This is a genomic window from Candidatus Omnitrophota bacterium, assembly GCA_028712255.1.
Classification (GTDB): domain Bacteria; phylum Omnitrophota; class Gorgyraeia; order Gygaellales; family Profunditerraquicolaceae; genus UBA6249.
This window is the reverse complement of record JAQTQJ010000009.1, coordinates 46146-62941: the sequence shown is the minus strand read 5'-3', so window position 1 is coordinate 62941 and position 16796 is coordinate 46146. Positions and strand designations below refer to the sequence as shown.

The following is a 16796-nucleotide window of genomic DNA, read 5'->3' as shown; positions in this document are numbered from 1 at the left end:
GACTAAAGTGGCTCGATAAGAAATAAAGGCTGGCCAAATTCTACCGGCTCAGCGTTATCCACTAGTATCTCAAGAATCTTGCCTTTAATCTCTGATTTTATCTCATTCATTAATTTCATCGCTTCAATAATACAAATTACCTGGCCCGGTTCGATATTCTGTCCAACCTCTACATAAGCAGGGGCTTCAGGATTTGGTGCCCGGTAGAATGTGCCCACCATAGGAGATTTAATCTCAACTGTTTTAATTTCATTCTTCTCTATGGGCTCCTGTATTCCCCCAACCTTAGGCTGATTAGCTACACCTTGTCCCTGTAAAAGAACCGGGCCTTCGAAACCCTCAAAACCGCTGGCTGTTTTTTTAAGGCGGATACGCATACCATCCTTCTCTACCTCCAATTCAGCAAGGCTATTCTCATTCATTAAATTAATCATTTCTTTGATCTCTTTAATGTTCACCCCACACCTTCTTTCTTATTTGTTAATAATCCTTAAATTCTAAAACACTAAAACTCAAAACTTCAAAACAAAAGCTTTAAGTTGTAAGTTTTAAGCTGTAAGCTTACAGCTTATCGCTTATGGCTTAGAGCTTATTTAGAGTTTAAACTCAATTAATCCTCTCAACATAGGTGCCACCGGTTCGCGTGTCTACTTTGATCTTGTCTCCTACATTAATAAATAAAGGAACCTGGATAGTTGTGCCGGTATCAACAGTAGCAGGTTTTGTCCCACTCTTTGATGAATCGCCTTTTATACCCGGCTCAGTTTCGATAATATTGAATTCAATAAAATTGGGCAAAGTAATGGATAAGGTCTGGCCTTTATAAAAATAACCCTGAATCTCAAGATTATCCTTCAGGAGTTTGGCATTATCTCCAACACTCTCTTGCGAAATAGCAATCTCTTCAAAATTTTCAGTATCCATAAAATGGAACATCCCACCGCTTGAATATTGATATTGCAACTTTCGTTCCTCAATAAAAGCCTGTTCTATCTTATCATCTCCGCGGAAGGTTTTCTCCTGGATATTATTATTTTTCATATTACGCAGGCGCGCTCGCACAAAAGCTGCCCCCTTACCGGGCTTGACATGCTGAGCGTCAAGGCAAACGTAGACATCACCATCGACTAAAATAGTTACCCCTGATTTAATTTCATTTATTGATAGAGCCACTTAACACCTCGCATCCTTTTCTTGTTATTAAAACCATATCTTCGATTCTTATTCCGAATTTTCCAGGTAAATAGATCCCCGGTTCCACCGTAAAAATCATCCCCGGCTTAAGTGCGCTGGTTTCGTTACCTGAAATCCGCGGATCTTCATGTACCTCAATACCAAAACCATGCCCTAAATTATGGGTAAAATACTTACGATAACCTTTTTTAGCTATGTAAGAACGCGCAACTCTATCAATTTGAGCCATTTCTGCTCCGGGCCGAATTCTTTTTATAGCTAATTCTTGAGCAGTAAGAACAATGTCGTAAACCTTCCGCACAAGAATATTTATTTTACCCAAAAAGAAAACCCTTGTCAAGTCAGATTTATAGCCCTGATAATCAACTCCCAGGTCAATAAGCACGGGTTCATTATTTTTAAGCTTTCTTTCTCCAGATATATGATGTGGACGGCTTGAATTTGGCCCGCTGGCCACGATTATATCAAATGCAGGGCCACCAGCACCCTGATACCTTATGAAACGTTCAAATTCAGCTACAATCTCTATCTCTTTTATTCCTGGAACAATAAATTGTCCGATATATTCCAAAGCTAAAGCAGTTATACTGGTAGCTTTTTTGATCCTCATGATTTCTTGGGGGTCTTTAACAACCCTTTTATCTTCTACTATGCTATGCGTAGGAATCAGATTGAAACTTCCTACTGCATACTCCTTAATCCTGTTAAACTCCGCAAATGGCAAATTCCTTTCCTCAAAACCTACCCTCTCTAACTTCAAATCAAGAATTGATTGAGCAATGTGCCAGAAAACGCGGCCATTACACTCTTTAAGAGTAGCCTGGCCTTTTAAAAAAATCTTTGCTTCTTCAGTATAACGGGAATCAGTAAAATAGATATTTTCTTTTGGAGAAACCAAAAGATAGGAATCCCGGCTTTGCGCTTGCGCCAAATATGATATATTAGCCGGGCAAGTCACTAATAAAGCATCAAGGTTTCTCTGCTTTAACACAGGATATATACTTCTCAAACGATAATTCATTTTTTATTGATTAAGTCAAGAAGAGCGGCCAAGCCCAGTAAATAGCTTTTGGCGCCAAACCCCAGAATGGTACCGCTTGCTACAGGGCTAATCAGTGACTTATGCCTAAACTCCTCGCGGGAATAAATATTGGAAAGATGCACCTCCACCGCGTTCAATCCACAACCAGCTATAGCATCGCGGACAGCAACGCTTGTATGGGTGTAAGCAGCCGGATTAATCAAAATACCTTGGAATTTATTTTTTTTAGCCTTACCAATTAAATCTACGATAGCGCCTTCATGATTAGATTGCTTGATTACCAAAGTAACTTTATTTTTCTTAGCCTCGATTTTGAGCATCTGATTGATCTTGGCTAAAGTTATGTGGCCGTAAATTGCCGGTTCCCTCCTCCCAAGAAGATCAAGATTAGGGCCGTGAATAACCAAAATCTTTATCATTGTGCCTGATCAATTAACATAATCGGGATTCCGTCGGACACCGGATAAGTTTTACCGCATTTTTTACAAACTATTTTTCTTGCTTTTAATTCCACATCCCCTTTACAAGCAGGGCAAACCAAAATATCAAGCAACTCTTTATCGATCATTTAGGCTTATCCTCTTCTTTGGCAAGATAGGCTACTCTCAGCTCGTAAAGTAAATTCTCTAATAGATCCATCTCTTCCTTGGTAAGATTACCTTTGGTCTTCTCCTCTAACATGGCTAATGTATCAATAAGGAATTTTGCTTGAGCAGGATCTTTCTCAACCTTACCGCTTGATGGATTTGCCATATGTCCCAGGGCAATAGAAGCCTGGAGAGTCAAAGTGGTGATAAAAAATTTAAAATCTGCTTCAGGAGGAACAAAACCTTTTTTATCTTGCGGCTCCTGCTTTTCTTTTTCTACTGCCTGTTTCCAGCTTTCATCAATTTTTTTCCGATTTTGAGTATCAGAAGCCAAACCGTTATTCTCTGATTTATTTATCTCATCCATAGTTTAATAAATTGTGATTCCGGCATAGCCTACGACACTGCTTGTATCACCAGTGGCATCGCCGCTAGTTTGATATTTAATTAACTTAGCCCCTTTAGCTCCGAGCAGCTTAGCTGCTTTTATTAAAACTGCAACCGGAGCAAAACCACACATAGAAATACTCAGTTTCTTAACAAGTAATTCTAACCTATATTCATCTAAAGTAACTATCGCTTCAATTGCCAGCGCATCTTTACTTTGCGCGCTCTTTTGCGATTCATAATGTGTCATATCTGAACTGGCAATAAACATGGTAGAATTTTTAAGATCGTTCTCATTAATTACCTCTGCTAAACTTTCCGCCACTTCACTAAGCATAGACAAATCATCAGTCATCATAGCAATTGGAACAATCTTAAAGTCTCTCCTGAAATATTGTAATATAGGCAGCTCAACTTCTAAGGAATGCTCATCCTGGTGCGCTAAGGAGTCATTTTTCAAGAATCTGGATTTGCTCAATAATAAATTTGCAAGTTTAGAATTAATCTCTAAGTTACCCAACGGAGTCTGCCAAGATCCTTGAGTCATTATGCTAAAAACAGCCCCCCGGCCTGTATGATTGGGCCCCAGAAGAACTATATTTTCTTTTATATTTATTCCAGAGATAATCTGGGTAGCGACTTTTCCGGAATAGATATATCCAGCATGAGGAAGGATTACTCCTAAACAATCACTTTTCTGCGTTTTCGTATCCGCAAAAGAAGCGATCATTGAATTAAGGCCTTCTGCGCTTGACGGATAAAATTGCCCGGCTACAGCAGGCTTACGAAGATTACTCTGAGAACTCATGCTTATTTTCTAGCTTTGGCTTTCTTTCTTTTGCGTTCACTGGGTTTTTCGTAATGTTTACGGTCGCGGACTTCCCGCAAAATCCCCTCCTGCTCAATCTTTTTCTTAAAGCGGCGCAGAGCAGATTCAAAAGATTCATCTCTTTTTACTTCGACCTGAGTCAATATAATCATCTCCTTTCATTGGTAATTTTAAGTAAATAATATACCATTATTTTAAAAAAGTGTCAATGATAACAGCTTAAAAAATCTATTCCATTTCGAAGGAAATTATGATATTAAAAGACAGCTGGGGATAATCCAATTCTTTTGGAAAATTAGGGAAAGGCGAGGCATCTCTTACGCTTCTTAAGGCAACACTTCTTAAGTAGTCATTAACAGTAGTTTTCTCTTCAATCATACGTATGTCTTTGATAAAGCCATCATTGGAAATTATAAAAGAAATATAAACTTCTCCCGTCTCATTATGAGTATAATTTTGATAAGCACTCCGGCGAATCTTCTCCCTAACAATCTGGTAATAAGTTATATAGCTTGGGTTATCAATTTTAGCCATCTCTATTGGCGGCAAGGTAATCTTTCTTTTTATCGCTATTAGATCCGGACTGGCAAAAGTTGGCTTAGGAATTACCAAGGTTTTATTCAAAGATGCTTCTTGCCTCTTATAAATACTACTCTGTTCAATATATGGTGGAGGAACTCTGTTTCCAGCAATAATCTGGTTATCGAGTCTTAGAAAAGGATCCGACTTAAAAGACTGCCCTTGTAGGGCTGTTTTTGACAAAGCTTTATTCAACGGTTTAACCTGCAGCTTTTCTTTAATATAACGTACTTCTATTTCCTGCTTTTTTGGAGCAGGAGAAAAAGGATTAAGGTTCGGGCTATGAAAAATAATTGCACTGTGCGCAATCATAGACACAGCGAAAGTAAAACGTAAAATTTGATTGGATGGCATAGAAAGATTTTAACACACTCAGATTAATCTTTCAAGACAAGCCTAACTTAAGGGAAACATCCTCTTAGGGAACACCCCCTACTAATGGTCGCCTTTTCTGGCACATTCCCCTTTTTTTTACTAGAATTCGGCTTTTAGACCGCCTGTAAAAGAAAAACCCGGCATAGGATAGCCCTGAATAACCTGATATTTACGATTTAAAAGGTTATCTATCGCCGCAAAACAAGTAAGTCCCGGCTTAAATTTCTTGGATACGCTAAACCCAAGAACAAAAAAATCCTTAACCTTGCTATTATTATCAGCATCAGCAAATCTCTGCCCGGTAAATTGAGCTCTTAATTCCATCGTTAACCCGTTAAGATCATGGAATTTTAAAGAAGAATCAACCTTATTCGCTGGTTGATAAACAAGATACTTATGAGTTTTCTCATCTCTGGCCATCAGATATGTATAATCAAGATTTAAATCGAAATTATCCGAAATTGATATTTTATTTGCAAGTTCTATTCCATCAATTACAGCGGAGCTGATATTTTGAGGCTGATATAAACCACTATCAGTAATAGACCACTGTATAAGCTGTTTATATTCACTACGATAATAAGTCAGGCCTGAGGTAATATACTTATTAATTATTGCTTCAGCCCCTAACTCTTCAGTAATCCCTTTTTCCGGTTTTAATTTAGGATTGCCCACGCTCATTCCGTCATTAGGCCAATATAAATCATTAAATGTAGGCGCACGAAAAGATCGACTAATTAAACCGTGAAATTTTAAACTATCATTAAAGCTATAAAGCATGCTGAAGCTAGGATTAATTTCAGTATCCAGATTAGAGTAATCATCCAGACGAACGCTCAAATCAACATTTAACTTCTTATCTAATAAATCCAAGTGATTTTCCAGGTAACCGGAAATTACACTATATTCATGTTTTGCGCTTGTCGTGCTATCATTCATATTTTTTACATTACTAAATCCGCAAACCAATCTATATTTGTCTAATAATTGTTTATCAAATTGTAAATCAACCCCTCTTACAGTAGTAGCGTGAATATCTTTCTGGTTGGCGACCTCCCATATCTGCTGGGCGCCATTTTCCATAAATTCCAACCTGTCATAATTCTGATAAGCCTTAGCCAAGAACCCCGTCTGCTCATCCGGCTTAAAATTCCAACTAAAATCAAAAAAACGCTTCAGCGTATTCTGTTTATCATCTGGATCAAAAAAACTTATTGACCCTGGCGCGCCTACTTTACTTTTATAAAAACCAGAATTCAAAATTAAATTATTTTCGTTGTTAAGGTCATATCCTAATTTAAGATTACAATCTTTAGCATTTAGTTCGGAATTCTCCCTAAAACCTTGGGAACTTTGATATCCCCCGCTAATAAGGTAGGAAAACTTTGAGATATTTGCCCCGTATAACAGGCGCTCAACATAAGTCCGCGCAGTGCCAAAACTCGAATATGCCTCAACCTTCTGGCCTTGCTTAGGAGGACTTTTGGTAATAATATTAACCACTCCCCCCATTGCCGAGCTACCATATAAGCTTGAGCCAGGCCCATGCATAACCTCAACTCTGCTTATATTATCTAAAGGTATAGTTGACAAATCTACTTCACCATCCCTGGGGTTATTCAGCGGCCTGCCATCCATCAAAACTAAAACTTGAGCCGCGGTAGAGCCGCGCATTCTTATTGATTTTGTTGCATTTGACCCTCCATAGGTACTTATATTAACAGAGGTTAAATCGGTAAGAGCCCCGGCTAAATCTTGTGTTCCGCTTTTTTCTATATTTGCCGAGGTAACTACATCAACTGTGCGGCCGGTATCTCCTGAAGATTCTTCTACTCTAGAAGGGGTAACTACGATTTTATCTAATTCAATATCGCCTGCACTGGCAACACCCGATAAGACAAAAAACAATATTGCCGAAACAACTAGATTCTTTATATTTTTTTTCATTACAATCCTTTCTCTTTCTGCGAGAGTACTTACCTGCCAACAGGTGATCGACCGGGCTACTCCTTAAAATATCAGGTGTTTACCGTTGCGCAACAGCGCCTGGAATTTTACCAAGACTTCCTTCACCTATCCGGTTTTGTATCCTTAGAAATTTTAACCGTATTTTTTAATATCTAAAAACCAATGTTTCCAAAAACTTTCCTTAATTACAGGTTCTGCTTCTAATATTTCAATGGGCTTGCTGAATATCGGCCCATCAACCACTAAAGTATGAAATTCTCCTTTCTCCCCACAGGGACAAATTCCTTTATTCTTAAGTTCTTCAACCAGGCTTCTATCAATATAACGGCCAAGATATTCCTTGCCCATTACATCTGCCTTACAGCTAACAATAACTGCTTTAAATCCTGCTTTTAAAAAATCATCGATAATATTTTCTGTAGGATTATTCCAAAGTGGCTCTAATGCATTAATATTCAAATCTTTACATACCCGTTCAATCCAACTTTCATGCTCTAATAAATATATATCCCCGAACACCATCGAACCGATATCTTTGCCCCGCAGCTGGGTTACCGCAGCTTTAAATTCCTCCTCATATTTTTCCATATCCGGGCTAACTTCTTTTTGCGCCAAAGGAATCCCGATTAAATCCGCCTGATGCTTAAGCAACCTTCCCTCAATCCCATGAAAACATCCGCGCTTTGATTCCCGTGAGACAAAATTTAAAAGCAGCTTTACATCATACCCCTGCTGTATTGCCTTATAACAAGCCAAACAGCTGTCTTTACCTCCGCTCCAGGATGCTATTGCCTTTTGCTTATCCATTGATCACCCCTTGAACAAAACACAAAATTAATAAAGTAGCAACTTCTGTCAATTCAATTAGAGCTCCCAGCGTATCACCGGTTATTCCTTCGATCTTTTTACAAATAGATTTTCCAATTAAATAAATACAACCGGATATAGTTAATAAAATAGCCAATCCCGCTATGCTCAAAACTACAGATACGCAGATAATGACGACTATTGAAGAAATAATAAAGATTTTTAAGTTAATCCCTTCTATAAATAATTTTGCCTTGCCTTCCTGGCGCGCGTAAGGAAATAAATACATACAAAAAACAGCAGACCACCTACCTAAAACACACATCAATATTAAAGCTGCTGGTTTCAGCACAACACTCACAGACAGGAGCAAACCGGTCTTAAGAAGTATAATACTTATCAAGCTCAAAACGCCCATTACTCCGGTATGCGAATCCCGCATAATCGTAAGCATTTCTTCTTTCTCTTTACCACTTAAAAACGCATCTGCTGTATCACTTAACCCATCTAAATGCATTCCTCCGGTAAGAATAATTAAAACCACAACCAGGATTATGTTTACGGTCAACGGAAAAATACCCAAAGCCGTTAATAACATGTTTATACCAGTAAGTATTAATCCTAAAAATAAGCCGACAACCGGAAAGTAGATTAGGGACTTGGCTATTTTAACCTGGTTAAATTTTTTAATCTCTAGAGGCAGAATGGTTAGAAATTGCATTGCCAATAAAAAACTACTCATTCCTTTTTCTCCGATACATTAGCATTCTTAAAAGTAGCCATTTGCGTAAGGATCTTAACTGCTGCATCAGCCAAACCAATACCCAATGCCCCTCCTGTGCCTTCACCAAGCCGTAAATCCAAATCCATTAGGGGTCTTAAACCGATATGCTCTAAAATAATTTTATGGCCCTTTTCTACAGAATTATGCGCGGCGATCATATAATTTTTTACTTTAGGCTCAATTTTAAAAGCAACCAAAGCACTGGCTGCGGATATAAATCCATCAATAACTACAGGAATCTTATTGGCAGAAGCCGCCAGAATAACCCCTACAAGGCCGGCGATTTCAAATCCTCCTATTTTAGATAAAACATCAATAGGATCGGACGAATTAGGTTTATTAATAGAAAGAGACTTTTTAATCACCTCTATCTTATTTTTTAGTCCTCTATTATCTAAACCTGCCCCTCTTCCAACTACCTCTTCAACTTCTCTTTTAGTAAAACAGGCAGCGATTGCGCTGGCAGCAGTAGTATTACCAATGCCCATCTCCCCGGTTCCAATAATATTAACCCCAAACTTAAGCTCTTCTTTAAGTATTTCAATCCCCGCGCAAATGGCTTTTATAGCCTCATCCCTAGTCATTGCCGGACCCTTTGCCATATTTTTTGTTCCGTAATTTATCTTCTTAATCTTCAATTTCTGGTTGGCTTTTAGATCCACAACAACTCCAAAATCTGCGACCACTACCCGTGCATTAACATGCCTTGCTAAAACATTTATTCCTGCCCCACCATTTAAAAAATTGTAAACCATCTGAGCAGTTACCTCCCGAGGATAAGCACTTACCCCCTCATCAGTAACACCATGATCTGCAGCCAAGGTAAAAATAACCTTCTTTTCTAGCAAGGGATTATCTTTTCCGGTAATTCCACAGATTTGTTTTGCTAATTCTTCCAATCTGCCTAGGCTTCCTAAAGGCTTGGTCAAACTATCTAATCTTTCTTGAGTTTTCTTCATCATCAAGATATCGACCTCAGAGATTTCACCGATTATCTTTTTTATCCTTTCCAATTAGTTGCCTCCTTTTATCTTTAAAGGTATTCCGGAGACCATAAAAATTACCTCCTTGGCCTTTGCTGCGACAAATTGATTTACTTTTCCTGCGATATCACGAAAATCTCTTCCTAATTTATTTACGGGAACCAACCCCAGACCAACTTCATTAGAAACTATTATTATTTTTACTCTTTTTTTAACTAAAATAGACAATAATTCATCAAGCTCCTTAAAAATTTTTGGCTCCTTCTCTCCAGCTAAGATAAAATTAGAAACTAAAAGAGTTAGGCAATCAATTAAAATACATTCAAATTTATTATTTATCCCTTCTATTACTTTTTTTAAATTTCTGGGCTCCTCAAAAGTATCCCAATGCTTAGGCCTGGCTTCTTTATGCAACTTGATACGTTGACGCATTTCTTTATCTTGCCCCTGGCAAGTAGCAATAAAGGCAACTTTTTTATATCTTTTAGCAAGAGTCAAAGCATAGGAACTTTTTCCACTACGTGCTCCTCCTAAAATTAAAGTTATTTTATTCATTATTTACTAGAAAGATATTTTTTGTGATAAAATTTACTCAGCTTAAATTTCTTGTCCTTATACTCCACAACTGTAATACTTGAAGAGGCGGGTACATAACGCCAAAATTCACGATCCTTCTTTAATATATTACTTACGAATGCACCGATTACCCCACCGTGACAAACCGCGGCAATAGTTTTTCCGGAATTAATTTTAAATATCTTCTTTATAGTACCCACCACCCTTTTTTTAAAAATCTGCATAGGTTCTGCCCTAGGAATCCGAGCCTTATAAGGATTAGTTAACCAGTTTTTATAAACCTCGGAGTATTTTTTCATAATTTCATCATGCTTTAACCCTTCGAGTACGCCAAAATTAATCTCTCTTAAACCCTTCATCTTGGTAAATTTATGCCTTCCAAAGAGTATTGACCTGCTCTGGAGCGCGCGTTTCCTATCGCTACAGTAAATTTTATCAAATCTTAAACTTCCAAGACTCATGCGTAATTTAGCAACCTGGATCTTCCCTTGGCTGCTTAAAGACACATCCTTACACCCACAGTAACGGCCCTGCTTATTCCAAACGGTTATCCCATGGCGGATTAAAAAAAGCCTTGTCATTATTGATTATCTCCCGGAACCAAAACCACATTTGGCTTACCGGTAAGGGGATTATCATTAACTAAAACGATTGTTTTATACACCGCTTCGATATTCTGATAGGTTAAAACTTCCTGCGCAGAACCCTGCTTAAAAACAATACCCTTGTCTAGTAAAGCAATACGATTAGCATAGGCGCTGGCTAAATTTAAATCATGTAAAATCATTACAATCGTAAGGTTATCACGGCGATTAAGCTTTTTTAATAAATCCAAAATCTGCACCTGATGCCCGATATCCAAATGCGAAGTCGGTTCATCCAATAACAGAAGAAGTGGTTCCTGAGCTAAGGCGCGGGCTATAACCACTCTCTGGCGCTCACCAGCACTTAATTCATCGATATGCTTGTCTTTTAGGCTCAGGGTATCAGTGAGGGCAAGCTTACTAATAGCAATCTCAATATCTTTTTTAGTTTCAAATTGCAGCCTTTTTAAATGAGGAATTCTGCCCATTAAAACTAGTTCCATAACCGTAAAAGAGAAATCTGTTGAGATATCCCCAGATACAAAAGCTATTCTTCGACAAAATTCTTTTAAATCCATCCGCGCTATATTTTCATCTTTATAAAGAATCTCTCCGGCTTTTAAATTAAGCACCCGCGTTACCAGGCGTAAAAGCGTAGTTTTCCCTGAACCATTGGGCCCGATAATTACCAGAAAATCGCCTTGATTTACATTCAGAGTCAATCCCTTGATAATATCTTCTTTATAATAGCCACCGACTAAATTATTTATTTTCAGCAGAGCAGGCATTAAATCCTCTTCCCTTTTTTCAAAAGTATGATAAATACCGGCGTCCCGATTATTGCCGTAAGTACACCAATAGGAATTTCAACAGGCGCAAAAAGTGTACGCGCTAAAAGGTCACAGGCAACCATAAAGACCGAAGCAGCCAGACACGTCACCGGGATTAAAACTTTGTGGTTCGGGCCAACAACCAGGCGCATCATGTGCGGCACAATCAAACCGACAAACCCAATTATCCCGCAGATACAAATAAGGCTAGCAGTAATCAAAGCAGTAATAAAAATAAGCACCTTCTTTATATTCTGTACCTCTATACCCAAATGCCTTGCATCCTCTTCTCCCATGCTAATGGCGTTAAGATCCTGAGCAAACAGATAAATCACACATATCCCCAATACCACTGGAAATGCAACCAAAAGTAAAAGCTTATAATCAAAAACCTGCAGGCTTCCCCACAACCACCAGTTCATCTCATGCATTGCTTTATCCCCAAACAACGATACAAGAAATACTATTACCGAAGAAAAAGCAACAGAGATAATGACACCGGAAAGAATCAGAGTTTTATCCACAATCATACCTCTTTCACGGGATAGATTATAAACAATGATAATACTCAGACCTGCACCCAGAAATGCTGCCAAAGGCATATAAATCCTAGAAACTCCCAATATCATAGCACTAAGCGCCGCTAGGCCCGCGCCGCTTGAAGTACCCAATAAATATGGTTCAGCTAGTGGATTCCTTAATATTGCCTGAAGCGCTATTCCAGACACCGCCAGACCACTTCCCACAAAAATTGCCGCAACAATCCGTAATAAACGTAAATTAATAATCGTTTGGTTACCTTTGGATAAAAGATCGGGCAATGGAATGTTTACCGCACCTTTTATCAGGCCCAGAATTACAGCCACACAGAGTAGTAAAAATAAAATTAAAAGTTTTCTTCCAAGGCGCATAATTATCCTCTATTATTGGTACAATCTTTTATAAATTTGACTAAGCCCTTTGGTAATTCTTGGGCCGGGCCGAAGTAAAATATCCGGATCAATATCGTTGAATATCCGCCCATTCTTTACGGCATCGATTCTTTCCCAGCCAAAACGCTGTTTAATTAATTTTAAAGGAGCCTCCTTATCCATATACGCCAGGATAATGCATTGAGGATTAAGGCTAATTACACTTTCAGCGCTAAAACTGCAATATGGCCGTGGTAAATCATGAGCAATATTAATCCCTCCTGCTAGAGTAACTAACTCGTCAACAAAAGAGCCACCCGCCGCAGTCATTAATGGCTCATGCCAAATCTCAAGAAAAACTTTAATCCTTTTTCCCTGTGGAATAAGTTCTACCTTCGAAGTTACTGCCTGAATCTGGTTTCTCATCTGTTGAATCAATACAGTTGCTTGACTTGTTCTCTTGGTTATCTCTCCTATTTCTTTGATTGTTTTTAACAACTCTTCGACATTTACCGGGTCGGCGACATAAACATTAAGTTTGAGCTGTTTTAACTGTGTAATTACTGGCGCTTGCTCAAGGCCGGTACAAAAAATATAATCCGGCTTTAATGAAATTATCTTCTCAATATTAGGACTACTAAAATCCCCAATCCTGTTCTTGTTTTTTGCCTGCGCCGGATAGTTACAATACGAGCTTACCCCCACAATCTCTTCATCTAACCCTAAAGCAAAAAGTATCTCGGTTGTAGAAGGAGCAAGGCTGATATAGCGCGCATACGCAAAAGCCGTGGAGTAAAAAAATAAACCAAAAAATACGGCTAGAAAAATAGTTTTCTTCATAAAATAAAATACCCGAACCTGGTACTCCTGGTACCTGGATCGGGCTTCACCCTGATAATACTATGGCCCTTCCACGAGGCATTACTTTCTTTATACAGGCAGGTCTTCTGGCTTAAGTCTTATCCTACTTGCTGCGCCTTCCCATACTAATTTCCATAGTACAGTGGCTTTTATCTGCTAGCAGCTTTCGTCAACTTTTACAGCGGCGGGACCGCATCCGATTTCTGGCTTTGGCTTTTTTGTGCCAAACCATGGCCTTGTGGCCAAACGGATTTCCCTTAACCTGTATCACTAAATTGTCTTAATTACTTTAACACTCCATTCTAATTTGTCAATAAACTTTATCTTTTAGAACTCAATGCCTTTTCTTGCTCTAAAACCACGCTTATAATAATGCTTAATTTCCTTTATTTGGCTAACCAAGTCTGCGCATTTTACAATCTGCTCCGGAGCGCAGCGGCCGGTAAGAACCAATTCAATGCCTCTGGGAGTATATTTCATTAAATCCAGCACGTCTTTAATCTCGACCAACCTTAATTTCAGAGCAACGTTAATTTCATCTAAAATTATTAAGCGGTATTTCCTGCGGGAAATAATTTTTTTTACTTTTTCCAGGCCCTTATGAGCTAACGCAACATCGATTGCTTGAGGTTTATATTTTATAAAACAATTCCTGCCAAACTGTTCCACTTTTATATTTTTTATTTTCTTCAATGCCTTATGTTCGCTACAAAACCGGCCCTTTGTAAACTGCGCAATATAAACATTAAATCCTGCTCCGGCAGCACGTATTGCCAGGCCCAATGCCGCAGTAGTCTTACCTTTACCATTACCTGTGTAAACCTGAATCATTCAGAAAACACCTTTTCAAACATGCTTAGGGCTCCTTATAGAGTGCAGAATAATGAAACGCAGGAATCTTAAAGTATCGATAAAAGGATTTATCTGGCTTTTTTGCCCGGAATAAATAGTTTTAATCGGGATAGATTCGATTTTAAAACCGAGGCGCGCCGCCTTAATCAGAATTTCAGACTCAGTTTCATATTTAGAGGTTGATAAGTTTATTTTCTCAAGTAATTCTTTTTTTATTAAACGGAAACCACACTGAGTATCAGGAATATATTGCTTAATGATTAACGAAATTAATGCTGACATAAAACGATTAGTTATAACACGTAAGGCAGGCATGCCTCTAGTTGTGCTCATACGGTTACCAACAATCAAAGCGTTTTGAGAATCTTTAGCCTTATGGATAAATGCCGTAATATCATCGCATGAATGCTGGCCATCCCCATCCATACTTATCACTGCGTCAAATCCCTGAGCAATAACAAAATTATACCCCTTGATTAAAGAGGCGCCTTTGCCCATATTAATATCATTACGCAAAACCTTAGCGCCGCTTGAAAGTGCAATCTTTGCTGTATCATCCCTTGAGCCATCATCCACTATAATTACCTCAAGGCCTAATTTAGTTATCTGGCTAATTAAGCTGCCAATTGCCCTAGATTCATTATAAGTTGGAATAATTACACAGGTGCGCATAATTAGCTAACCCAGAATTTATGGAAAACATACCATTGTTCGGGATATTTACGGATATAATCTTCAATAATCTTCTTATAAACAGTAACTAATCCTGCCAAATCTTTTTCCCTATCTCCGGTAGGAGAAAATTCTATTGGTTTTTCAATTCTCAAAGTAAAACTATCGTCTGGATTCCTAAGCATGAAACCGGGAACAATCAAAGCCCCAGTCATTAGGCTTAAAGCTGCCGGCCCTTTCGGAAAATGCGTAGGTTTACCAAAAAAATCAATTACAATCCCTTTTTCAGTAAAATCCCGGTCCCCCACCAAAGCCACCATATGATTATTTCTGATTTCGGAAATACAGCTTCTGACAGCTTTTCCCATGGCAATAACCTTAACCCCTTTTCCATTCCTCTGCGTGTCGAAAAATCCATTAACTTTTTTGTTTTTATGGGGCAAGGCTACCACCCAAAAAGGATACTTTAATTGCGCGATAACCACTCCTCCAAGCTCCCAATTGCCTAAATGAGCAGTTAATACTATTGCGCCCTTGCCTTTAGACAAGGCGTCATCAAAATGATGCAAATTTTCCAACTTTATATTTTTATCTATATACTCAAGATCCAATTTTTCAAAACGGAAAAAATCTACCAGGTACTTGGCAAAATTTTGAAAAACCTTTCTACTAATCTTTCGTAAATCTCTAATCGGTTTATCCGGAAAAATAACCCTTAGGTTATTTCTTACAAATCTCCTATCACGGAATGCAAAAAAATAATGTAGGTCGGCTAAAAACATTGCAAAACAATAAACAAATTTTAGCGGTAAGTTTAAAGCGATAAATTGGCCAAAGCGGTAAAGATAATAATTTAGCACTATAGGCTCAAAAGAAGTTTAGCAATATCCATGCTGGCCTGCGGCTTGGCAATTTTTAAAGCAGCGCTTTTCAATTGCTCTAATTTTGTTTTATTTTCTAACAGTTCGTCGATAATCTTATGGACTACTTTAGGCTCATCCACTTTGATTGCTGCCCCTTTCTGGGTTAAAAAACTGGTGTTATTGACTTCCTGGCCGGGAATAGGTTTAACAATAACCATAGGCAAACCCATACTTAAAACTTCAGCAGTAGTAACCCCTCCAGGCTTAGAAATAATTACACTAGAAATCCGCATTAATTCATGGATATTCTGCACAAAACCAAACAAGTGAATATCTTTTTTATAATGCTTTATCTTACGCTTGAGAGACCTAAATAATTTCTTATTAATACCGGCGACAATCAGCTCGCAAAGATCATGATTACTTTTTTCAAGGGATCCAACGATAGTTTTAATAGGACCTAACCCCTGGCCTCCCCCCATAATTAATACCACTGGTCTTTGCTTATTCAACCCTAACTTATCAAAAATATGCCCAATATCCAGTTTCTGATTAAACTTGTGGTCGAATGGTATGCCATATGACCTAATCTTACCGGAGGCGACACCTTTTTTTTCTAGGCGAGCCGATACATCTTCGGAAGGAGTTATATAGTAATCTACCGTATCATAAACCCAATATGAATGCGGGATATAATCCGTTAATACCGCAACTAATGGTAAATTTACACTGTAGGTTTTTTTATAATCAGCAACCATCCCGCAAGGAAATGCCTGGGTACAAACAACTAAATCCGGATTAAAACTATCAAAAAGTTTTTTAAGTTTTGGCGAATTTGATTTATGGACACGCCGTTTGATATTTTCAAGCCCTTTAACTACGCTGGGATTATCATAAAGATAATCCCAAATCTTAGGAGTACGCTTGATTACCTCCATATAAATACGGTTAATCACTTTTTCCGATATCGGATTAGTGTAATTAAAAGCATTAATATTTAAGATTTCGGTATCCGGGCGCAATTGCTTAATTGCTTTTTCTATAGCCATAGTAGCGCTGCGATGGCCGGAAACCTCAGAAATATACATTAAGATTATACGTTTAGGGCGCAT

At 38.2% G+C, this 16796-nt stretch carries 22 protein-coding genes and 1 riboswitch; all 22 genes read right to left on the bottom strand.

Features of this window, described 5'->3' with window-relative positions; translation table 11 throughout:
• Positions 1 to 2: 2 nt before the first annotated feature.
• Complete coding sequence (gene accB, locus PHC29_05595) at positions 3 to 458, bottom strand: acetyl-CoA carboxylase biotin carboxyl carrier protein (protein ID MDD5108963.1); 456 nt, start codon at positions 456 to 458, stop codon at positions 3 to 5.
• 148 nt (positions 459 to 606) lie between these two features.
• On the bottom strand, positions 607 to 1173 hold the full coding sequence (gene efp / locus PHC29_05590; protein MDD5108962.1) for an elongation factor P: 567 nt from the start codon (positions 1171 to 1173) through the stop codon (positions 607 to 609).
• Complete coding sequence (locus PHC29_05585; GenBank protein ID MDD5108961.1) at positions 1154 to 2215, bottom strand: aminopeptidase P family protein; 1062 nt, start codon at positions 2213 to 2215, stop codon at positions 1154 to 1156. Before PHC29_05585 ends, efp begins: the two co-directional genes overlap by 20 nt.
• Positions 2212 to 2655, bottom strand: a complete 444-nt coding sequence (gene aroQ, locus PHC29_05580) for a type II 3-dehydroquinate dehydratase (protein MDD5108960.1) — start codon at positions 2653 to 2655, stop codon at positions 2212 to 2214. The genes PHC29_05585 and aroQ overlap by 4 nt, the downstream gene beginning before the upstream one ends.
• Positions 2652 to 2804: a Trm112 family protein gene (locus PHC29_05575; protein MDD5108959.1), complete on the bottom strand. Its 153-nt coding sequence runs from the start codon at positions 2802 to 2804 to the stop codon at positions 2652 to 2654. Before PHC29_05575 ends, aroQ begins: the two co-directional genes overlap by 4 nt.
• Positions 2801 to 3190 carry a DUF1844 domain-containing protein gene (locus PHC29_05570; protein ID MDD5108958.1) on the bottom strand — a complete coding sequence of 130 codons (390 nt, stop codon included), beginning with the start codon at positions 3188 to 3190 and terminating at the stop codon, positions 2801 to 2803. Before PHC29_05570 ends, PHC29_05575 begins: the two co-directional genes overlap by 4 nt.
• Positions 3191 to 3193: 3 nt before the next feature.
• Positions 3194 to 4018 (bottom strand): AmmeMemoRadiSam system protein B, encoded by an 825-nt coding sequence (gene amrB / locus PHC29_05565; GenBank protein MDD5108957.1) that lies wholly within the window; start codon positions 4016 to 4018, stop codon positions 3194 to 3196.
• A gap of 2 nt (positions 4019 to 4020) precedes the next feature.
• The gene (gene rpsU / locus PHC29_05560; GenBank protein MDD5108956.1) at positions 4021 to 4182 is read right to left on the bottom strand and encodes a 30S ribosomal protein S21; all 162 of its coding nucleotides are present in this window, start codon (positions 4180 to 4182) and stop codon (positions 4021 to 4023) included.
• A gap of 85 nt (positions 4183 to 4267) precedes the next feature.
• On the bottom strand, positions 4268 to 4972 hold the full coding sequence (locus PHC29_05555; protein ID MDD5108955.1) for an energy transducer TonB: 705 nt from the start codon (positions 4970 to 4972) through the stop codon (positions 4268 to 4270).
• Positions 4973 to 5092: 120 nt separating this feature from the next.
• Positions 5093 to 6940 carry a TonB-dependent receptor gene (locus tag PHC29_05550; protein MDD5108954.1) on the bottom strand — a complete coding sequence of 616 codons (1848 nt, stop codon included), beginning with the start codon at positions 6938 to 6940 and terminating at the stop codon, positions 5093 to 5095.
• 153 nt (positions 6941 to 7093) lie between these two features.
• On the bottom strand, positions 7094 to 7768 hold the full coding sequence (locus tag PHC29_05545; GenBank protein ID MDD5108953.1) for a diphthine--ammonia ligase: 675 nt from the start codon (positions 7766 to 7768) through the stop codon (positions 7094 to 7096).
• The gene (cobS, locus tag PHC29_05540) at positions 7761 to 8510 is read right to left on the bottom strand and encodes an adenosylcobinamide-GDP ribazoletransferase (GenBank protein MDD5108952.1); all 750 of its coding nucleotides are present in this window, start codon (positions 8508 to 8510) and stop codon (positions 7761 to 7763) included. The genes PHC29_05545 and cobS overlap by 8 nt, the downstream gene beginning before the upstream one ends.
• Complete coding sequence (gene cobT, locus PHC29_05535) at positions 8507 to 9565, bottom strand: nicotinate-nucleotide--dimethylbenzimidazole phosphoribosyltransferase (GenBank protein ID MDD5108951.1); 1059 nt, start codon at positions 9563 to 9565, stop codon at positions 8507 to 8509. The genes cobS and cobT overlap by 4 nt, the downstream gene beginning before the upstream one ends.
• Positions 9566 to 10090 (bottom strand): bifunctional adenosylcobinamide kinase/adenosylcobinamide-phosphate guanylyltransferase, encoded by a 525-nt coding sequence (gene cobU / locus PHC29_05530; GenBank protein MDD5108950.1) that lies wholly within the window; start codon positions 10088 to 10090, stop codon positions 9566 to 9568. It lies immediately after the preceding gene.
• Positions 10090 to 10692: a histidine phosphatase family protein gene (locus PHC29_05525; protein MDD5108949.1), complete on the bottom strand. Its 603-nt coding sequence runs from the start codon at positions 10690 to 10692 to the stop codon at positions 10090 to 10092. Before PHC29_05525 ends, cobU begins: the two co-directional genes overlap by 1 nt.
• Entirely contained in the window at positions 10692 to 11483 is a 792-nt protein-coding gene (locus PHC29_05520) for an ABC transporter ATP-binding protein (GenBank protein ID MDD5108948.1), read from the bottom strand. Before PHC29_05520 ends, PHC29_05525 begins: the two co-directional genes overlap by 1 nt.
• Positions 11483 to 12436: an iron ABC transporter permease gene (locus tag PHC29_05515; GenBank protein MDD5108947.1), complete on the bottom strand. Its 954-nt coding sequence runs from the start codon at positions 12434 to 12436 to the stop codon at positions 11483 to 11485. Before PHC29_05515 ends, PHC29_05520 begins: the two co-directional genes overlap by 1 nt.
• A 12-nt stretch (positions 12437 to 12448) precedes the next feature.
• Complete coding sequence (locus PHC29_05510; protein MDD5108946.1) at positions 12449 to 13276, bottom strand: cobalamin-binding protein; 828 nt, start codon at positions 13274 to 13276, stop codon at positions 12449 to 12451.
• Between the two features lie 79 nt (positions 13277 to 13355).
• Positions 13356 to 13578, bottom strand: a riboswitch (cobalamin riboswitch).
• A 46-nt stretch (positions 13579 to 13624) separates the two neighbouring features.
• Positions 13625 to 14128 carry a cob(I)yrinic acid a,c-diamide adenosyltransferase gene (locus PHC29_05505; protein MDD5108945.1) on the bottom strand — a complete coding sequence of 168 codons (504 nt, stop codon included), beginning with the start codon at positions 14126 to 14128 and terminating at the stop codon, positions 13625 to 13627.
• Positions 14129 to 14143: 15 nt separating this feature from the next.
• Entirely contained in the window at positions 14144 to 14821 is a 678-nt protein-coding gene (locus tag PHC29_05500) for a glycosyltransferase family 2 protein (GenBank protein MDD5108944.1), read from the bottom strand.
• Between the two features lie 2 nt (positions 14822 to 14823).
• A complete protein-coding gene (locus PHC29_05495; protein ID MDD5108943.1) occupies positions 14824 to 15681 on the bottom strand; it encodes a lysophospholipid acyltransferase family protein in 858 nt (285 codons plus the stop codon).
• Positions 15681 to 16796: a glycosyltransferase gene (locus PHC29_05490; protein MDD5108942.1), complete on the bottom strand. Its 1116-nt coding sequence runs from the start codon at positions 16794 to 16796 to the stop codon at positions 15681 to 15683. Before PHC29_05490 ends, PHC29_05495 begins: the two co-directional genes overlap by 1 nt.